21 protein-coding genes and 2 pseudogenes are annotated in these 18,176 nt (G+C 69.3%); 10 read left to right on the top strand and 13 right to left on the bottom strand.

Annotated features, from left to right (window positions below):
- Window positions 1-1,274: 1,274 nt before the first annotated feature.
- From AB0I23_RS21155 to AB0I23_RS21130, 6 genes are all read left to right on the top strand, one after another.
- Entirely contained in the window at window positions 1,275-1,451 is a 177-nt protein-coding gene (locus AB0I23_RS21155; RefSeq protein WP_359111238.1) for a hypothetical protein, read from the top strand.
- Entirely contained in the window at window positions 1,444-1,836 is a 393-nt protein-coding gene (locus AB0I23_RS21150) for a hypothetical protein (protein WP_359111236.1), read from the top strand. Before AB0I23_RS21155 ends, AB0I23_RS21150 begins: the two co-directional genes overlap by 8 nt.
- Window positions 1,837-2,780: 944 nt before the next feature.
- Window positions 2,781-3,050 carry a hypothetical protein gene (locus AB0I23_RS21145; protein ID WP_359111234.1) on the top strand — a complete coding sequence of 90 codons (270 nt, stop codon included), beginning with the start codon at window positions 2,781-2,783 and terminating at the stop codon, window positions 3,048-3,050.
- Window positions 3,051-3,162: 112 nt separating this feature from the next.
- Complete coding sequence (locus AB0I23_RS21140; protein WP_359111232.1) at window positions 3,163-3,696, top strand: hypothetical protein; 534 nt, start codon at window positions 3,163-3,165, stop codon at window positions 3,694-3,696.
- A gap of 152 nt (window positions 3,697-3,848) precedes the next feature.
- On the top strand, window positions 3,849-4,325 hold the full coding sequence (locus AB0I23_RS21135) for a hypothetical protein (protein WP_359111230.1): 477 nt from the start codon (window positions 3,849-3,851) through the stop codon (window positions 4,323-4,325).
- Between the two features lie 44 nt (window positions 4,326-4,369).
- Window positions 4,370-4,888 carry a hypothetical protein gene (locus AB0I23_RS21130; RefSeq protein WP_359111229.1) on the top strand — a complete coding sequence of 173 codons (519 nt, stop codon included), beginning with the start codon at window positions 4,370-4,372 and terminating at the stop codon, window positions 4,886-4,888.
- Window positions 4,889-4,909: 21 nt separating this feature from the next.
- Here AB0I23_RS21130 and AB0I23_RS21125 read toward each other — a convergent pair whose 3' ends face one another.
- Both AB0I23_RS21125 and AB0I23_RS21120 read right to left on the bottom strand, forming a co-directional pair.
- The gene (locus AB0I23_RS21125; protein ID WP_359111227.1) at window positions 4,910-5,455 is read right to left on the bottom strand and encodes a transposase family protein; all 546 of its coding nucleotides are present in this window, start codon (window positions 5,453-5,455) and stop codon (window positions 4,910-4,912) included.
- Between the two features lie 72 nt (window positions 5,456-5,527).
- A complete protein-coding gene (locus AB0I23_RS21120) occupies window positions 5,528-5,983 on the bottom strand; it encodes a hypothetical protein (protein WP_359111226.1) in 456 nt (151 codons plus the stop codon).
- A 116-nt stretch (window positions 5,984-6,099) separates the two neighbouring features.
- Between AB0I23_RS21120 and AB0I23_RS21115 the strand changes: the two genes are divergently transcribed.
- A complete protein-coding gene (locus AB0I23_RS21115) occupies window positions 6,100-6,744 on the top strand; it encodes a hypothetical protein (RefSeq protein WP_359111224.1) in 645 nt (214 codons plus the stop codon).
- Between the two features lie 431 nt (window positions 6,745-7,175).
- Here AB0I23_RS21115 and AB0I23_RS21110 read toward each other — a convergent pair whose 3' ends face one another.
- Entirely contained in the window at window positions 7,176-7,484 is a 309-nt protein-coding gene (locus AB0I23_RS21110; protein ID WP_359111223.1) for a hypothetical protein, read from the bottom strand.
- A gap of 189 nt (window positions 7,485-7,673) precedes the next feature.
- On the opposite strand from AB0I23_RS21110, the gene AB0I23_RS21105 reads away from it, so the two are divergent.
- A complete protein-coding gene (locus AB0I23_RS21105) occupies window positions 7,674-8,312 on the top strand; it encodes an SMI1/KNR4 family protein (protein ID WP_359111222.1) in 639 nt (212 codons plus the stop codon).
- A gap of 313 nt (window positions 8,313-8,625) precedes the next feature.
- Here AB0I23_RS21105 and AB0I23_RS21100 read toward each other — a convergent pair whose 3' ends face one another.
- The 5 genes from AB0I23_RS21100 to AB0I23_RS21080 form a co-directional block, all read right to left on the bottom strand.
- Window positions 8,626-9,978: an endonuclease domain-containing protein gene (locus tag AB0I23_RS21100; protein ID WP_359111220.1), complete on the bottom strand. Its 1,353-nt coding sequence runs from the start codon at window positions 9,976-9,978 to the stop codon at window positions 8,626-8,628.
- A 9-nt stretch (window positions 9,979-9,987) separates the two neighbouring features.
- Window positions 9,988-10,224, bottom strand: coding sequence for a hypothetical protein (locus tag AB0I23_RS21095; RefSeq protein WP_359111218.1), 237 nt, complete (start codon window positions 10,222-10,224; stop codon window positions 9,988-9,990).
- A gap of 394 nt (window positions 10,225-10,618) precedes the next feature.
- Window positions 10,619-11,278 carry a transposase family protein gene (locus AB0I23_RS21090; RefSeq protein WP_359111216.1) on the bottom strand — a complete coding sequence of 220 codons (660 nt, stop codon included), beginning with the start codon at window positions 11,276-11,278 and terminating at the stop codon, window positions 10,619-10,621.
- Between the two features lie 280 nt (window positions 11,279-11,558).
- A complete protein-coding gene (locus AB0I23_RS21085; protein ID WP_359111214.1) occupies window positions 11,559-12,014 on the bottom strand; it encodes a hypothetical protein in 456 nt (151 codons plus the stop codon).
- Between the two features lie 300 nt (window positions 12,015-12,314).
- Window positions 12,315-12,542, bottom strand: coding sequence for a tyrosine-type recombinase/integrase (locus AB0I23_RS21080; protein WP_359111255.1), 228 nt, complete (start codon window positions 12,540-12,542; stop codon window positions 12,315-12,317).
- 166 nt (window positions 12,543-12,708) lie between these two features.
- Here AB0I23_RS21080 and AB0I23_RS21075 point away from each other — a divergent pair.
- Window positions 12,709-13,215 (top strand): annotated as a pseudogene (locus AB0I23_RS21075) (ATP-binding protein); the annotation flags it as partial.
- Between the two features lie 232 nt (window positions 13,216-13,447).
- Here the strand turns inward: AB0I23_RS21075 and AB0I23_RS21070 are convergent.
- Window positions 13,448-14,143, bottom strand: a complete 696-nt coding sequence (locus AB0I23_RS21070) for a hypothetical protein (RefSeq protein ID WP_359111260.1) — start codon at window positions 14,141-14,143, stop codon at window positions 13,448-13,450.
- A 58-nt stretch (window positions 14,144-14,201) separates the two neighbouring features.
- Here AB0I23_RS21070 and AB0I23_RS21065 point away from each other — a divergent pair, with 58 nt between their 5' ends.
- A complete protein-coding gene (locus AB0I23_RS21065) occupies window positions 14,202-15,497 on the top strand; it encodes an RICIN domain-containing protein (protein ID WP_359111211.1) in 1,296 nt (431 codons plus the stop codon).
- Window positions 15,498-15,631: 134 nt separating this feature from the next.
- Here the strand turns inward: AB0I23_RS21065 and AB0I23_RS21060 are convergent.
- From AB0I23_RS21060 to AB0I23_RS21045, 4 genes and pseudogenes are all read right to left on the bottom strand, one after another.
- Window positions 15,632-16,119 (bottom strand): annotated as a pseudogene (locus AB0I23_RS21060) (arsenic resistance protein); the annotation flags it as partial.
- A gap of 131 nt (window positions 16,120-16,250) precedes the next feature.
- The gene (locus tag AB0I23_RS21055; RefSeq protein WP_359111209.1) at window positions 16,251-16,571 is read right to left on the bottom strand and encodes a hypothetical protein; all 321 of its coding nucleotides are present in this window, start codon (window positions 16,569-16,571) and stop codon (window positions 16,251-16,253) included.
- The gene (locus tag AB0I23_RS21050) at window positions 16,568-17,338 is read right to left on the bottom strand and encodes a heavy metal-responsive transcriptional regulator (protein ID WP_359111207.1); all 771 of its coding nucleotides are present in this window, start codon (window positions 17,336-17,338) and stop codon (window positions 16,568-16,570) included. Before AB0I23_RS21050 ends, AB0I23_RS21055 begins: the two co-directional genes overlap by 4 nt.
- Window positions 17,339-17,783: 445 nt before the next feature.
- A complete protein-coding gene (locus AB0I23_RS21045; RefSeq protein WP_359111205.1) occupies window positions 17,784-18,119 on the bottom strand; it encodes a hypothetical protein in 336 nt (111 codons plus the stop codon).
- Window positions 18,120-18,176 lie beyond the last annotated feature (57 nt).

Genomic DNA, 18,176 nt, shown 5'->3' with positions numbered 1-18,176 from the left:
GGACCGGCCAGTCGGCGATCGTCTCCTCCTGGACGCGTTCACGGGCCGACCTGTGCCGTACGAGGAGAACGGGCTCTCGGCCAGCCAGAGCTGAGAGGGCGGTTCGTGAGCCTTTGAGCGCTGTCGCTGTCGCTGTCGCTGTCGCTGTCGCTGTCGCCTGATGGTGTGGTCGCGGGCGGAACCTTTCTGTCTGCAATCGTGTCCCGATGGCCCGCCGTTGACGGCGGCCGAGGGAGCAGAGGCTCCACCTGAAGACTGCTTCCGGATGGTCCGTCCGGGGTTGTGCCGTGTCAAGGGGCGCCGGTGCTCACTGGTCGGGGTCGGGCCAAGTCGCCACAAGGGCGCGCCGATCTGGAAAGCGGGGGTCGGAGATCATCTCCTGGGTTGTCTCACCGTTGAGCCAGCACACTTGCTCGGGGCCGCCGTCGCCGGTGTCGAACAGGCAGCACACTCCGCCGTTGGCGGCGGTGAGGCCGATGAACGGTTCCGCCTCGCAACCCTCGCGCTCCCGAACCCGTGCGTGCAGCCGGTCGTGGAACTCGGCGATCAGCCCGTGCTCACGCCAGCGGCGGAAGAAGGCGTAGACCCGGGACTACGAGGCGAGGCACCACCGGGAGAACCGGGACCTGTTTCACCAGCACCTCCACGCCGAGACCTTGTTTATGACCGGCAGCGCGAAGGTGTTCCGGGAGACCGCCCGGCACTTCCTCGACGTCGCTCGAAACGGTCCCGGCTACATCCCCGTCCACCCGAGCTACCCGCACTTCTGCACAGAGCTCCCCCTCCAACGACGGCATTCTCGGCAACGCGCGCGAGATTCACATCGAGTACTGCGACCAGTGGGGCTCAATCCGACAGAAAGAATCCCGCCGAGCATGACGTTCCACGATCACCTCCAGAAACTTACCGAGACCGCCCTCGCAACCATCCCGGCCACCGACGCCGACGATATCTACGCTCTCTCCTTCCTCATCGACAACGAGGACGACGGCCCCCGCCTGCCGACCCTGGATCGGCTACAACACCGAGGCCCAGGCCCGACACAGCACCCAGAGCGCCTCCGACCAGGCAGAAGCCCGCTGGAACTACGCCTTCTGGATCCAGAACCAACTGACGGTGATCGGCGACCTCACCAGCGACCCCGCCGGAGCCGCAGTTCGCCGGACGTGGATCAACGAACTCGGACTTTGGTACACCGAGCCCACCAACCCCTCAGACTGGGCCGCAACCGTCGGGCCGCTCGCCGCCCAGATCGAGGCCCACTTCAACCAGGCGTGCTGTCAGCTCGTCCGAACCTCCACACGACCGGTGTCATCGAGAGGTACGTCGGCCGATCCGTTCCGGTGATCGTCCACGAGCTCGAGTATTACGAAGGGATCGCCCGACGGACCGAAGCAGCCAACCCGACCGGTCTTGCCTACGAGTTCACGGCATGGGTCCGTAATGGCTGAGGTATTCGGACAGTTCCAATACCCGACTCCACCATTAGGCCGACCGGGCGGCGCCCAGGCCGTCTTCCACCATGAGTGGAAGAAGGAGGAGGCGAAGGAGAAGCTCAAGCGGACCGTCGAGGCATACCGGCAGTTCGAACAGGGCCAGATGCCCGCCGGCCCGGGAGCCGACGCGCTGCTGGCCTCCTTCCGCGCTGTCGAGCAGGAGCTGGCCGACCACGAGCCCGGCCCGGCGAAGGTGGTCACCGACCGGCAGATCGAGCTGCTGCTGAAGAAGGCGTCGGTCCTGCACCTGTCCGCGGCGAACTACTGCTGGTTCGAGGACCCGGCGAAGGCGCTGGGTCTCAAGCTCGCCGGCACCAGTTCCGCTGACCGAGCTGTGTGACAGCTCCACTGCCGGCAGGCCACCCACCACCTCGTTCACCGTTCGGTCTGGCAGACCGCAGCCGACAACGGCGCCGTCCTGCTGGCCAACCCTCGCATCTCACCCGCGGAGAAGGACCGGCTGCGGGCCGAGCACGAGCGGTCCATGCGGGTCCTCGAAGAGATCGACCGGGCAGCCGGAAAGGCCGGCTGACATGGCACTCAGCCACCAGCAGCGCAACCAGATCGAGTGACGCATCCGCGCGGCCATCGACCGGATTCTGGCCGGGCAGATCCCGCCCGGCGGCGCCTGCGACGTCAAGACGCTGGCCGGTGACGCGGGCATCTCCCGCGCGTCCCTCTACCGGACCTGGCGCCACCTCAAGGACGCGTTCGAGAAACGGCGGGCAGCCGCCTGGGCGGCAGGCCGGCAGTCCGACCCACGCGAGGCCCGCGTCGCCCGGCTGCGTGATCTGAACCAGCGGCTCACCGGCAAACTTGCCCGCACTCACACCGAGCTCACCCAGCTCAAAGAGCGCCACCAGCTCCTGCTCTCCGTCCTGGCTGCCAAGGACGACGAGCTTCAGCGGCTCCGCCACGAGCTCAACGCGGCGCTGGAGAACCGCGCGCACGCTGTGGTCCCCCTACCTCGCCACTGACTCACCCGCTTCCGATCCGGGTCGAGCAATATGGGATGCAGAACGCAACGATGCACGGCTACAACGGGACCCATGACGGTCTTCTGCTGCTCCAAGTGCGGCGTCGCACTCACATCGGACTTGACGGCGCTGCCCACCCGTTCCGACCGTCCCAGGCATCGACGATCCGCGGCCCAAGGGAGCACGACAGGCCGCGCCGACCGTTCCCCGGGGCTGCTACGCGATCGAACCCGAGCCGTGGGGAGCGCCGTTCGTCCCGCATGAAGACCAGGACAACCCAGTACCGTCCCAGCCCCGCGGGACCCTCATGGCCACCCAGGACGACGGCTTCGTCATCTCGGCCGGAACCCGCAACACGATCGTCCTTCACCCCAACGATGCGCCCGCCCTGCAGCCCCTGCCGCGCTGGGAGAACAGCACCGGATGCTGCGGCCCGAACGGAACCGAAGGACCGAACCGAGCCTGTCCCTGCGGAGCCCGAATTGCCACGCTCGCCGCAGATTGCTCCGGGTCCTACGAACTACACCTCGACCCGATCCGGACCTACGGATTCACCCAGCCAGATGCGAAGCACTGACGCTGATGGCGCTCTTTGAACGTGGCTCTGCCGCGATTCCGTGACAGGGAAGTTCGGCAGATCTGTTCACTTGTGCCAGTCTGCAGAGCGGCTGGTCAGTAGGAGGGCTGTGATGAGGGTCAGCGATTTGGTACGTGCGGAGTTGGACCGGCACCACTGGGATGGTCTGCGGTGCGGATGCGGTGAGTCCGCCGAGCACGTGCCGATGATGTTCGACGCGATCATTGAGGCCGAGACCGCCCGCGACATGATCGGATACACCCTCGACGATCACCTTGAGCTCGGTACGAACCTCTTCGAGGCATCAGTGCCGGCGGTCAGTGTGATCCTCGCGGCGTTGGCCGGGGAACTCTCGCCCATGGCGCGCGGCCATTTCTTGATCACCTTGTCGCGCATGGTGAGTGGTGAGTCCTACTCCACGGAAGCCGCTCTTGGGCGTACGCACCTGGGCGATGAGTGCCGTGCCAGGTGCCGTGAAGGTCTGTGGGTCGTCGGCCAGGCCGGTCTTACCGGCGGCGCCGACGAGGCCGGGATGGCTGCAGATATCTTTGAGCTCGTGGACATTGACGAGGCAAGGTCTGCGTTCTACCAGTTGCTTTTGCGTCGCCGCGCGACGGCCAAGACGCGGCGCCGACGGCCGATCTGACGTCAGCGACTCATGGCTGGGTGAGGATCCGGGTCCGTAGGAGATCAAAGGCGGCTCGCCCGTACATGGCTCTCTTGATCGTCTTAAAAGTTACGTGGAATCTGCCGGGGTGATCATGTCTCTCCGGTGCAACCACGGACTGGGGAGATGTGTTGAGCGGCACGACGGTGCTGATGGAGAAGTGGCCGGCGCTCGGCCGGCACGAGCAGGGCACCATCGAGGTCCTGGTCGACCGCGAAGCGGTCGCCTCCGGCGCCGCCGCGGGCGGTGAGCCCTGGCAGCACTACGACCTCGAACACGGCTACTGCAGCTACACCTTCTTCGAGCAGTGCCAGCACCGCATGGCCTGCGCACGCTGCGACTTCTACACCCCGAAGCAATCCACGAGATCCCAACTCCTGGAAATCAAAAGCAACTTGCAGAAGATGGCCGAGCTCATCCCGCTGACCGACGACGAGCAGGCAGCCGTCGAGGTCGGCCAGACGGCCCTGGACCGGCTACTCGACCGCCTCGCCGACACACCCACTCCGGCCGGCCCGACACCACACGAACTGAACGCGCCGGTGGCGGCCCGCCTTCTGCCGCTCGTCGACGTCGGACAGGGCGGGACGGGTTCCGCATCGCGCTGATATCAAAGTGCGCGCAGGCCCGGGAGAGTGTCACAGTCACTGCCGTGACCTTGATGAACGTGCTCGTCGACTTCGCCCGAACCGGCCGGATCGGCCCGCTTCACTGCGGAATGCCCCTGACCGAGGCCGAGGACCTCCTCGGTCAAGGGCGCCCGCACCCCGCCATCCTCATGAAGGGCCCCGACATCGACGGCTACCCCTATGCGTGGGGCGGCCTGCGACTGGTCGTCACCCAGAGGGCCGTCAGCGGCATCTGGATCAACCTCTGGCCCGGATCAACGGCGAGTCTCCCACCGCTCGTCCTGCCTGATTCCGAGTCGTTCGAGGCCACCGTGCTCCGCGAGGAACTGACCACCGCCCTCGACACCGCAGACTGCCACCACGAGGTCAACCCCGTCCTCACCTTCGGCGAGCAGTCGAGCATCCTCACCCAGCCCTCCGAGGTCTGCGCTGTCTTCAGCCTGCCCGGCCGGGACCACCACGTTCCGCACCGCGATCGGCACTACCTCGACGTGATGCACAAGCACCCGTCGCCGGCGGTAAAAGCCCTGGCGAACAGGTAGTCGAAAGGAGGCCGGCGGCGCCTAGTGGGCCAGGACGTGGCCGTGGCGGGCGGCGGTGATGTCGTGGGTGCGGCCGGGCCGGGCGGCGGATATCCAGATCAGGTGCCCCTTCTCGTCGGTCAGGGCGAGGACATGCAGGCCATGGCTGCGGTGCTTGCCGGAATAGTTCCGCCGGTCGGCCCTCCCGGTGCGGCGCTGGGTGCGGATGAGGGTGCCGTCGATCAGGACCACCTTCCTGCCCCGCTTGGCGACCTTCCTCAGCGCACGGTCCAGGCGCGGCGCCTGGGCGGCGAGCGGTCCGATCAGCTCGTCCCGCCAGCGGCGGACGGTCGACTCGGACACGTCGTTGCCGCCGGCCATATCAGCCAGGCGCTGGTCGTGCCGCAGCACAGCCAGAACGATCACCGCAATCTTCCCCGGCGGCAGGATCCGCCATCGGGACCGAATCGCCTTCAGATGGCGCCTGAGAAGATCGGCGAGGTGGTTGACGGTGCGCCTGGACAGCGGCAGACGGCACTGGTGGACGAACGGGAAGGTGTCTTCGGCTCGCTCTTTGGTATTCGTCACACAATTCCAACGGCCGCCGGGGGCAATCCGGTTACGCCCGTGCCGAGCCGCGCCGAGTGGCGGTGTTCCTGGTCATAGGCGGGTGGTGAACCGGCCGTCGGGCAGTTTCCGCATCCAGCCGCGATCGATGAGTCTGACCAGCTTGCTGCGGAGCGGTTCCAGCTTGGCCCGCACGCTGACGTCCACCCCCACCACCTCGCCGACCTCGCGGGCCATGACCGGTCCGGCGACCTGCTGCACGGCGGCGAGGATGCGCTGGTAGTCCGGCGGGAGCGTGTCCTCCTCCACGCCCGGTGCGCGGTGCGGGATCAGCATCACAGCCTGCCCGCCCACCTGCCCGGGCGTCGGCGTGGCCGAGGCGCGTTCGACGGCGAGCTGTTCGCTCACCCGCTCAAGTACTCGTTCGGCGACGGCGAGTTCGTCCCGCTCGGCCCGTACCTCCGCCAACTGTTTGGCCAGCTGTTCTTCGAGTTCGTCCAGTTCCGCGCGCCGCGCGGTGATCTGTTCCAGCAGCTCGGGATCCAGCATGCACAGGATCGTAGAAGACCGCCGAGCAATGTGAGCAAGAACCGGCGGTCAGGTCCGCTCATCGTGGCCCGTCCGTCGCCTTCTGCTTGTCGGCGGCCGGGTCTAGGCAGGATCGCATGACTCCCGGTGAGTTGGTGCGGCCCGGACCTGACGGTGACACGACCGACCTCGTCTTCCGCGAGACCGGCGGTTCGCGCGGCCATGCGGTGCTGATCGCGCTCGCTTCTCTGGTGCCGATGCTGATCCTTTTCGCTTGCGTGGGAATCGTGATCACGGTGTTCATGGCCGCCTTCGGCGTCGACTTTCCCGAGGCGCTGTTCGTGGCCGGCCTGGTCGCGGTGGCCGGCTCTCTCGTCGCCGCCCCCTTTGTTGTGGCCGGCGCACTGCGTCGTGTCCGTCGAGTTCGGTTAGCCCTGGCTCAGGACCCGCCCCGGTTTCGCTTGATCCGGGCGGGTCGGCCGGAGCCCTGGATGCCGATCGCCGACCTGGCGCGCATAGATCTGGTCGAGAGCATCGTCGGGCCGTACGAGGGCGACCCTCTGCCAGCCACCCGAACGCTGATGGTCGTATTGGTCAGGGGAGATGATTTGGCCAAGCTGGCTTGCGGTCACCCGAGGCATACGGACGGGCGGCAGCTTAAGGAGACCCTGGATGCGCTCCTTTCGGATGTCGGGGTCCCCGTTCAGCTGGAGACATCGCGCACCCGGCGGCCCAAGCCTCCGCCGAAACCTCGTCGGTCAGGTTCGGCTCATGCCACGTGATCGCCAACAACGGGAGATCGGGCGGTCCGGGATCCGGCAACGCGGCCGGCTTCTGAGGACCGCTCCCGAACCGGCCGCGGCTACCGACGGTCCCCGGCGTGACGCCGAGGTCGCTCCTTCGATGGGCAGTGCGCGCCACACACTCTGGCCTCTCACCAGCCTGGGGCTCGCAGCGCAAGGAGGACCCGTCGAGGGGCCTCACCGGTCCCGGCGGGTGAGCACGGCGAGCCACCGCACCAGCCCGGTGCGCACGGCCGCGGGTGCGAGCAGGCCGAGGCCCATGTCCCAAGGGGACCCGGTGTAGAAGCCGTCCCCGCCGCAGTCGACGAGGAGGTCCAGGAGCAGCCCGGCCAGCAGCCGGGCGTACAGCTCCAGCCAGGGCCGGGGCGCTGAGGTGCGAGCGGATCGAGCGGTGGGGCAGGTGGTCCTTGTTAGTTCATGGGCCGGACCGTCACACCCGAAGCGGACACCCCCGGCGAGCCGAGGACGACGTGGGAGAGACTGGAGCGGCCCGGCGGCGCGCCCTGCGTCCGGCCGATGCTGCCGCCGCCGGGCCGCTCCCCTACTACTGGCTGGGCTTCGGTGCTCTCCCGGATCGCCGCGGCGACGTCCAGCAGCGCGTACGCGACGGCCACCAGGCCCTCCCCGATCGCGTCGGTCTGCTTCTCCTCGCCCTCCCGGCCGGCCGCCGAGTCCGCCCTGCTCTCCGCGTAGTCGCCCCACACGCTCTTGTCCGGCATCCTCGCCCCACTCCCCTGCCGCCGGTCCGTCCGGCGGGCGCCTGCACCCTCCCCCTCCGGGACCGGGGTGAACCGCCAGGGGCCGGGAGGCCGTCGAATCCGCGCCAGCCCATGTGTTGGTAAGGACGACTGTTGGTGAGGGGTGAGTAGCCCTCGGGGGCTGTCGTAGCGGGGTGCGACAATCCGTCCGTGTCCGAGGAGCTCTCGCGTTGGTATCGGGGTCGTCTGGTGGGCGGTCCGTTCAGGCCGTTCGACCCAGGCGAGTGCGTCGCGCTCGAACGGGAGATCGGGCTGCCCCTGCCACCCGCGTACCGCTCGTTCCTGGAAGCCGCTGGCGGGGAGAAGCTGGACTACTCGGTCCACCTCCCGGCCTGTGAACCAGAACCGGTCCAGGGCTTCGACGGCCTCTACCAGTTGGGCCGTGACGACGCCGGTGAGTACGGCTGGGGAACTCTCTTGGGCGAGTATCGGCGCAGTCGCGACGGGTGGCTCGCTGAGAACGTGCCCCTGACCGGCCTGCTGCCCATCGCCCGCAACGGCGGAGGCGACACCCTCTTCCTGGACCTGAACCCGGCCACTCGTGGCCAGCTCCATGCGTTCGTCCATGCCATCGCCTGGCCGGGGTATTTGGGCAGCCATGTCTTCACGAAGGTCGCTGACGACTTCGACGCCTACCTCGACAGCCTGTTCATCGACCCCGATATGGCGGAGGACGCCTGGACCGATGTCGCCGACAGCGATCCCTCGGATCCTTGGCGGAGGACCGTCGAGGAGTGGCTGGACAAGGAACTGCCAGGCTGGCGTGCTGAGGCCTGGGCCACGACCTGATCTTCAGGCGCTCGCCTCAAGCGTCTTCGGGTCCCCGAGGACTTCGCAGGGCTGCGTAGCCCAGGTAGTCCGTTCCGGCTCGCTCGACATAACCCATCGCCGTCTGAGGGTCCATGGCAAGGGCGTCTGCCAGGACGGCCGGCGGGGCTTTGCGGACCATCTGGATCCAGGCTCTGGAGCGCGTGGCCATGGCCGGGAACACCAAGGCCCACTGTCTCTCACACCACTGCCACGAACCCGAGAGATCGCAGGCAATGCTCCCGGCAGGACTCGAACCTGCGGCCAGACGCTTTAGAAGGCGCCCGCTGTTTGCTCAGAACAGCGCCAGGCCCTCACTGCTGGTGTCCGCGATGACTGGCCGGAACCGGGTGGGGAGGCCATCCAGGCGGTCGGGTCCGGCCGCGGCGGCAACGGCAGGGGCGGTCTCGGCCAGCCAAGTGCCAAACCGCTCGGCGGCTTCGCGGTAGGGGACTCGCGCCAGGACACGGTGCTCGCCGGAGGGGCAGAAGTCGACGGCGACAGTGAGCAGGCAGGAACGGGGCGTGTTCTGGCTGCCCGTCCAGGACACGCGCAGCACACCGCAGGGTTTGCGTGCGCGGGAGCCGCGGGGGTCGCGGTGGGTCGGGCGCAGTGATCGGCAGGCTATGTGGGCGGTCCATGCGGCGAGGTGTGGCAGTGGGAGGGTGGTGCGGGTGCGGCAGCCGGGGCAGCGGTGCCAGTGGTGGAGCCAGTCGGCCGTGTGGGTGTGGAAGAGGCGTGTGTAGTGGTTGGCCACGCGGATGTCGTTGCTGTACAGGTGGTCGGGTCGTTCTTGTGTGTTGCAGGAGTGGCAGACGGGGGCGCGGACGTAGCCGTGTTCGTGGCAGTGGTCGAGTACGGCGGCGGGTGCGGTGCGGCAGATGGCGCAAGTCCACTCAGCCACCTTGCGGGAAATGCCGGGTTTCCTGCTGAGTGCCGAGTACAGGTGGCCTTGCAGTTCTCCGTTGTACGGGCGCGGTGGGGTGGTTGGGCAGTGGGGGCTCGTCGTCTGCCGACCGTCGGCGGCTAGGGTCTGCCGGTGGTGCGAGGGCGGCTCGGTGGCGGCTGCGCTGTTCTGGCGAGTCCGTGCGGCTTGCAGCCACTGCGTTTCGGTGTGCTCGGCCGCGTCCAGCAGTCTGACCACGGCGCGCGGCAGCCACCATGTCCGCGCCGTGTGGCCGCGGGTTTGTTCCACGAGTATCCGCCGCCAGTCGATTCCCGCCAGATGATGCGACCGGCCGCCTTCAGGTTGTGCTGCCCGCTCGGGGTCGCCCAGCTCCTGCAGTTCCCGGGTGATGCGCTGGCGCCATCGCAGCGGCGTTTTCTCGTTCTGCTTCTGTTTCTGCGCGCTACGGAACGGACCGATGCGGACCAGGTCCTGGCGGTCCATCTCAACCGCGTTCAGTTCCGCTGCCGCCCGGCGCACCTCAATCTCCGGAACACTCCACTGGCCGCCGCTTGCCTTCACCGTCGCCACCACAGCGCCGCCGAGCAGGACGTACCCCGCCCGGGCATTGGCAGGAGAGCAGGTGAACGCCGCAGAAGCCGCCGGCACAGCACTGTCGGTCGTCAAGTCGGCCCACAGAGCGTCCGCGACGCCCAGAGTGATCAGGCCGCCCCTACGGCCCGGGATGACACGCTCTGACATACCCACAGGCTAACGGTCGGCACCGACATACTGATAGTCGGTGATCGACACGCTGCTGGAGCAGACGGCGGTGACGTACTCGGTCTCCAGGTCGGTGAGGCAGGCGGCGATCTGCTCACCGCGCCGGGCGGTCCAGCCGATCAGCTCGTGTGGCACCCCCGCGATCTCCATCACCCGTCGCCGGCCCGCGGTGACGGTGCGCGACTCGGTCGCCAGTCCCAGCGCCTCGCAGACCTCAGCAGCCACGGCTTCGTTGTAGAGGGCTGACGCGGCGACGGTGTTCTCGAACAGGGCCTCAGCTTGGCGTTTAACCTTGCTGACGCTGTGGCGTGCTGAAATGCGATGTTTCCGGGACAGCAGGGGCGCCTGTGTCGAAGTGGAAAGTCCGCGCTGCCTCATAGCACCCCGGTTGCAGAGCCAGCTCGCCAGTGCCGGATCTCTTGCTGCCAGCGCACCGAGGATGAACCCCTTCTTGTCCTCACGACCGGCTACTGCCGCGCAGGCGGGTCAGGATCCCGTTGGTCTCGGCGGCCTCCGCAACCGAGACCGTCCGTTCTGCCGTCTGCGGCTGCTGACGTGTGCGCGGGCTTCGGGATGCTCAGGCTGGTCGCGGGCGTGTGACTTCCGCCAAGATCGTCGGTCAGCGGGCGACTTCGCGGTTCGTCAGGACCAGCAGGGCCCTCACCAGCGCGGCCGCCCACTTCGGGTCAGTGCCTACCTTGCCGAGGACCCGCCAGTTCTTCAGGTGTGCGAAGCCGTGCTCGACCGGCGCCCGTACTGCGGCAAGGGCCCGTTTGGCTTGCTTCTGACCGGCGGTCAGGGGTCGGTTCCGGGCGGCCTCGTAGCCGGTGATCACCGCCGGGTCGGCATCCGGACCGCTGTCGTCGAGCCCGACGAATCCCAGGTCGGCGATCGCGCTGAGGCCGGCCGCCCGAAGTTTGGCGGTGAGTTTGTCGTGGCGGCAGGCGGTGATCTCCGAGGTCCGTCCGGGCCGGACCGCCGAGACCCATATCAGGCGGCCTCTGTCGTCGGTGAGTGCGATCACGAGCAGGCCATGGCATGGGTGCTTGCCCGAGTAGTTCTTCCGGTTCTCCGCCCCGGTGCGTCGCCGGGTGGGTATCAAGGAGCCGTCGAGCAGGACCACCCCGCCGCCCTTTCGGGCGATCTTCTTCACGGCGCGGTCCAGGCGCGGGGCGCGGGCGGCCAGCAGGCCGACGACTTCCCTGACCCACCGTGTCACGGTGGTGCGGTGCACCCCGTTTCCGCCGGCCGGGTCACGCCGCTGGTCACAGCGCAGCACCGCCAGCACGATCCCGGCGATCTTCCCCGCGGGCAGTGCCCGCCACCGCGATCCCGGCGATCTTCCCCGCGGGCAGTGCCCGCCACCGCGAGCCGATCTTCTTCAAGCGTGCGCGTATCAGGGCGGCGAGCCAGTTCAGGGTGGCACTCGACAGCGGCAGACGGGCAGTGTAGACAAGGCCGTCAGGACCCTCGACGGCGTGGTTGTTTTTCTTCAGACCAAACTCAACTGACTTCGGGGGCCCGCTGGTTACGCCATATCCGAACCGACTCTCGCGCGACTAACGGCGTGCGGTGAACCGCCCGTCGGGCCGTTTGTGCAGCCAGCCGCGATCGGCGAGCTTGGTCAGCTTCGCGCGCAGCGGCTCCAACTTGCCGCGTACCGTCACCTCCAGGCCCAGCTCCTCGCCGACACCCTTGACCTGTAGCGGGCCGCCGGCGGCCCGCACGATCGCCAGGATCTTGCGGTAGTCACCGGGCAGGGCTGTCTCGTCGGGAGACTCGCTGCGGTGCGGGATCAGCAGCACCGCCCGCCCCGCGACCCGGGCGGGAACAGGTGCGACGGCCGCGGCGGCCTGTGCCACGGCCCGGTCCTGCTCGGCCAGCCGGTTCAGGACCCGCTCAGCGACCGCCGGCTCCTCCCGCTCGGCCTGAACCTCGCGGAGCCGCTTGGCCGGCTCCTCGGCGAGCGCGTCCAGTTCACTCCGGCGAGCCGTGATCCGCTCCAGCTCCTGCATCCCCGCATCTTCCCCGCACTCGCCCGGCGTACCGGCCCGGTGACGGATCGTAGGAGCGGCACCACGACGAGCGCAGCAGAACCCGAGAACGGCTCCGGCCGACATGACAGACGATCTTCGGCGTGGACACCGGCCGACGACCAGCGTGAGCCTCTCTCCCCCCTCACACCAGACCCGTGACCTGCGACTTCACGATGCACACCACCTCATCCTCAGCCGCCACTCCACTCCTCCTTGGAACGCGGCCTCGTCCTGTGCGGGTGGCTCAGACCTGTTCATCCGCCCGGCTCCTGTCCTGCCTCAGCCGGTCAGCGCACGGACTGCCGAGGCCGTCGCGCGCCGCCAGGCGTCCTCGATGAAGGTCTGCGATGGCCTCACGTACGACATGGTCGAAGCGATGTGGCGATGGCCGAGGAGCTGCTGGACCGCGATCAGGTCCGTGCCCCGCTCGTACTGGTGCGTCGCGCACGCCCGGCACAGCGCATGCGGGGTGGACCGCGCCTCCCAACCGCAGCCCTCGACGTCCAGCAGTGGGGCTTCCGAGGTCGGCCTTCGCGTTCCATGCTGGAGTCGGCGTACGGGGGATGCTTACAGCGGAGACCGCACAGCGAATGTGCCCTGCGTTGTGATCGAACCTGTTCTCCCCCCACGAGCACATGTCTGCCGCTGACGACGATCGCCAAGGGGCGTGGGAATGAACAACCGCAGCACCGATCGCACCGCGCCTGCCGCGAAGCATGCCCGCGTCGCGGGGCACGCACTGGTCGGCCGCGAGGCCGAGATGGAGCTGTTCGGTGCCTTCCTGGCCGGCGTTCCGCGCATGGGCGGGTCGCTGGTGGTGCTCGGCGAGCCGGGCGTCGGCAAGACGGCGCTGCCGGCCGCCGTCGCCCAGGAGGCCGAGTCCGCGGGGATGCGGGTGCTGCACGCGACGGGCGTGCAGTACCGGGCGCAGACCAGCTACGGCGCACTGCGGCAGTTGCTGACGTCGGTGCCCGAAAGCCGGGCGGCAGTGGCGGATCTGTCCGCCCTCGCCGCGGCCCTGGACTTCAAGCGGGGCAGGGCTCCCGGGCAGGACGCGGTCGCCGAGGCCGTCGTCATTCTGGTGGCGGACCTGTCCCGCAAACAGCCGGTGCTGCTGGTCCTGGACGACGCGCAGTGGCTGGACCGGGCCAGTGCCGCCATCCTGGGCCGGGTGGTGCGCCGGCTCCCGAACTCCGGTGCGGGCACGGTGTGCTCGGTCCGGCTCGGCGACGAGAGCTTCTTCGACACAGCGGGCTTCCGCTGCACGAGCTGGGGCCACTCAGCGAGGCCGCGTCCGAGGAACTGCTCAGCCGGCGTTTCCCGGCGCTGCCCCGCGCGTGCGCCGCCGGCTGATGGCCGACGCCGAGGGCAATCCGCTGGCGCTCCTGGAACTTCCCGTCGCCCTCACCGACTCACAGCGCACCGCGTCCCGCGCCTTGCCCAAGCGCATTCCGCTGACCCAGCGCCTGCAGGCGACGTTCGCCTCCCGGATCACGAGTCTGCCTGCGTCCACCCGGCACCTCCTGCTCGTGGCGGCGCTGGAGGGCAGCGGCAACCTGCTGATCGTGCGCCGGGCGGTGGAAGGACGGTGCGGCCTGAAGCACTTGGCCCCCGCGGAGCGGCTCCGGCTCGTGCGCGTCGACGACGCCACCGGGCGGCTGGCGTTCCGGCACTCGCTCATGCGCTCCGCGGTGGTGGACCTGTCCACCAGCGACCAGCGCCGCAGCGCCCACCGTGCGCTCGCAGAGGCCTGGACCGGCGTGCCCGAACAGCGGGCCTGTCACCTGGCGCAGGCCGCGGTCGAACCCGACGAGCAGATCGCCGCCCTGCTCGAAGACGCCGCCGGCGTCAGCGCCCGGCGCGGCGACGGGCCCAACGCGGTGGCAGCGCTCGTGCGCGCCGCCGAGCTGAGTCCGGCGGCCGCCGAGCGGGCCCGGCGGCTGCCCCAGGCGGCGTACCTCGGGACGATCCTCACCGGTGGGGTGCGCGACGTACCCCGCCTGCTGGACGACACCCGCCGGGCCGCACCGGACGGCGCGTCCCTGGCCGGCGCGGTGGCCACCGCGCTGTACCTGCTCAACAGCTACGGCGACGTCGACACCGCCCACCGCCTGCTGTCCGGCGCGATCGCCCTCCAGCCCGAACCGTACGACCCGGCTGACGCGTGTGACCCGGCAGCTCTACATCCTGTACACGACGTCGCGGAACCTGGCGATCGCCACGGCGTGGGTCCGGGGCGAGGTGGTGGAGATCGAGGGCATGTGCCGCCCGGCGCTGATGGCAACCCGTCCCACCGACGACGTCGCGTTCGCGTCCGTCCACGCCGCGTCCGGCAACGGGTTCGACGTACGCCCGCTCGTCCAGGACGTCGCCGACGAAGCCAACGGCCGCGGGCTCAACCACCGGGCCGTCCTCGGCGACTTCAACCTCACCCCGGACCGGGCACGTCTGCTCGGCCTCCCCGCGGACGCCCGCATCTACAACAGCGGCCAGGCCACCCAGCAGAGCGGCAACGAACTCGACTACATGATCAGCAACGTGGACACCGAGGACTGGCGGGCCACCGTCGGGGACAACCGCGGCAGCGACCACTGGCCGGTCTACTTCTCCGCGCTGCGGGCCGGCGCCCTCCCGCCCGAGCTGACCATCCACGCCGACAACAGCGACCGCCTGCTGGACGTCTTCCAGGGCAACGACACCAACGGCACGCACGTGGTCCAGTACCACGCCAACGGAGCGGTCAACCAGCGCTGGAGCCTCCAGACCATCGGAACATCCACATCCACCGGGCGCATGATGTACCGGATCATGAGCAGTGACAGCGGCAAGTGCCTCGACGTCAACCGTGGACAGCAGTCCGGCTGGGGCGACTACCTCAACATCTGGGACTGCCACGACATCGACGGGGTACCCGGCTCCGGCGGCAACCAGCGCGACACCCAGAACTTCACCCTCGAACACCCGACCCGCGGCTCCCCAACCTCACGATGCTCCGCAACAACGCCACCGGGCTGTACGCGAACATCAGCAACAACGACCGGGGCGACGGCGCGTGGGTCATCCAGTGGCCCGACCGGTTCGGGAGGTTCCCCGCCCCGAACGAGAGCTTCTATCTCCACCCGGTCATCGCCAACCAGTAATGAGCGTGAGCGAGGAAGGCCCGGCTGCCGCGTGACCATCACGGACAGGCCGAAATCAGGGTGCTCACCGGAGGAGCCCAAGCCGAGGCAGCCGGGCGCACGGTGCAAGGCCGGGCAGCCAGGACCCGGGCTTCGGCCTCATCGCTGTGGGGCGGGGCAAGTAGTGCGGCGGGCGACGGCCTTCGTCGGCAGCGGCGGCGACTGGCGGAACGCGTCGATCGTGTCCGCTACCGCCAGAGCGTGCGGGGCGCCGGCCTTCGCCGCGTCCCTCGCGGTGCCGCCCATCTCCCTCACCGGCCGCCGCTGTGACGTTGACTCGTAGTCGGCCAGCACCGGCCACACGCGTGCTGGTATCCGAGCTCCTACTTCGTGGGTGGCCAGACATTTGACGGCTACCCGGCCAGTCCGTGTGGGGCCTGCAGTCGTCAGGAAGCGACGGGAAACGTCACCGACGCGGTCATCGGTAGGCACCAGGCGCGGAACGAGGCGAACGTAGGCGACCATGCCGAGGACCTCGACCAGGGTCTGAGTGACCACGACGACCGCGGCGACGGCCAGGTCGCCGGGCAGGCCAACGCCAGCGGCAGAACGACGAGGGAGTTGCGGGTCGCCCCGGTGAAGACGACGGCTCGGCCCGCGGGCGCGTCGAGGCGGAACAGGCGGGCCACGGCCGCCTGGTCGGCGGGCAGGAACGCGAACATCGCGGCGACCACCAGCGGCACCACCACGAAGTTCACCACCACCGCGGCGGACAGGAACCGGCCGTCGCGCAGCGAACGCACCAGTTCAGCGGCAGGGACCTGGAGGAACGTGACGAACAGCAGGGCGCCGAGCACGGGGTTGATGGCGTGCTCCAGCCCCGGCCCGAGACTCGGTGCCGCCCAGCCGAGCAGTCCGCCGGCGGCCATCGCCACGAGGTAGATCGCGGCCCGGTGGTGTTTCATCCGCTCGACCAGGCTCTGCGGTCCCTGCTGCGGCACCCGAACTGCTCCTTCGTGCTGCGCCAGCCGTCTGGTGGCGGTCGCGCGTTCCATCCTCACAGGCCCTCGCGCCCGACCTGACCTGGGGCTCCCGCTCAGTGAGCGGCCTTGCTGCCGTCCGTGTCCGGGGGCAGGCCGACGGTCGGCATGCCGAGGTCGGCCCGCGCCGGGACCGTGCGGCACGAGGCCGTCCGGCGCCGCCGTCGCACCACCAGGGCTGCGAGTCCGGCGGCGACGGCCAGCACCGCCAAGGCAGGCGTCCACAGCGACCCGATCGCGGAAGTGACACCGATGCCGCCGAGGACGGCCAGGAGCGGGCCCGCGCAGCACACCGCGCAGGCGGCGAGCGCGGCAGCCCCGGCGCCGAGCGCGCCCCAGGGCCGGGACGGACGGGAATCGGGGGACTGGGTGGTCATGCGGTCGCTCCGAAGAGGTCGGCCAGCATCCCGGCGGCGGACTCGGGCGCCCGCACCTCCAGCTGGAGAGCGGTCGGGGTCAGGTGCAGGGTGAAGTCGAAGAACGCGCAGCAGCCCTGTTCCGCGGCGGCGAGGGCCGCGACCTCACCGGCGAGCTCGGCGCCGACGGGGAAGGACAGACGTACGCCGTCGTCGATCTCCTCGCGCTGCTCGGCCTTGCCGACCAACTGCTGCCACTGCTCGGTGCGCTCGCCCAGCTCGGCGCCGAGCGTGCAGGCGACCGGTGTGTCCCGCCACGGCTCGGCAGCCTGGACCGGGCGGGTCGGCGACAGCGTGATCGGCACGGGCCCGGCCGCCGGAGTGCTGGTCATGGCGCATCCGCAGTCGGGACCGCACGCCCCTTCGGGCGCCGGGCCCGACAGCTCGGCATGGACACCGGTCAGGTGGGCGGAGAACGCGCGCAGCTCAGCGATCCGGCCGTCGGTCTCCGAGATCCGGTCGGTGACCAGCGGCAGCATCCGCGTCCGGACGGACGCGCACACCCCTTCCTCACGGACCTCCAGCAGCTCGCGGATCTCCTCCAGGGCCAGGCCCAGCAGCTTGGCCGAAGAGATGAACGCCAGACGCTCCACCGCATCCTCGCCGTACACCCGATACCCGGACGGTGTCCGGTCGGCGGGCAGCAGCCCGGCGTCCTCGTAGAAGCGCAGCGTTGTCGCCGGTACACCAGAGCGCTCGGCCAGCTGCGAGATGCGGTAGCTCGTCATGCCCCCGACGGTAAACCTTCGACCCGACTTGAAGGTCAAGCCGGAATCCCCGGCCGCTTCGGCAAGCCGGTCACTGACCGCTTATGCACAAGGGTGCGGGTGCCGTAAGAAGACGCCGTGGGTGTGGACGGCGCGCGGAATGCGGGGGATGAGCTCCGATGGGTTGTCGCCCGGGTAGAGGTGGAGGTTGCGCCAGCCGTGGACGCGGGCCATGTACGTGGCGGCTGCCTCGATGATGTCGGCCCACCTCTGGTGCCCGAGCACGACGAAAGCGACCGGGTAGAGATGGTCGTCGATGGAGTCGTCGATGCCGGTGACGTACAGGCCGCGATGGGTGATGAAGCCGCTGTCGGCGGCGTCGTCGGCGCAGGGGGCCAGAGCTGTTCGACGGGGTGCCGGCCGCCGTCCTCGGCTTCGCTGGTCTCGATCTCGTACAGGGTCGTGGTCATGCGGCGCTCACCCCCGCGACGGCATCGGCCAGGAGCGCGACGACGTCGGCCTCGTACGGGTCGGCGTATCTCTCGCGGTCGCTGACGTCGAACGGCGTGTCCTTCGCGGTGACAGTGAAGCCGGAGATGACGGTGGCCGCCTTGCCCTCCAGCTCGGTGTTGAGGCGTTCGGCGTCGCGGGAGGCGAGCCAGGTTTGGGTGTATGGCCCGAGGCGGAGCAGCGTGTGGCCGGTGCCGTCGGCGCGGCGGGCTTCGACGTGGACGCCGTAGTGCGCTGGGTCCACGCCGACGTCGTCGGGGAGGAGCAGGTTAGCGGCGGCGTGCGTGAGCATCGCGTAGGCCGGCTGCCAGGCCCCGAGGATCGCGGTCGTCTCGCAGCGCAGCCAGCC

Source organism: Streptomyces atratus (genome assembly GCF_040655115.1).
GTDB lineage: Bacteria > Actinomycetota > Actinomycetes > Streptomycetales > Streptomycetaceae > Streptomyces > Streptomyces atratus_D.
Note: the sequence above shows the minus strand (reverse complement) of the source record. Positions and strands in the feature narration are given on the sequence as shown.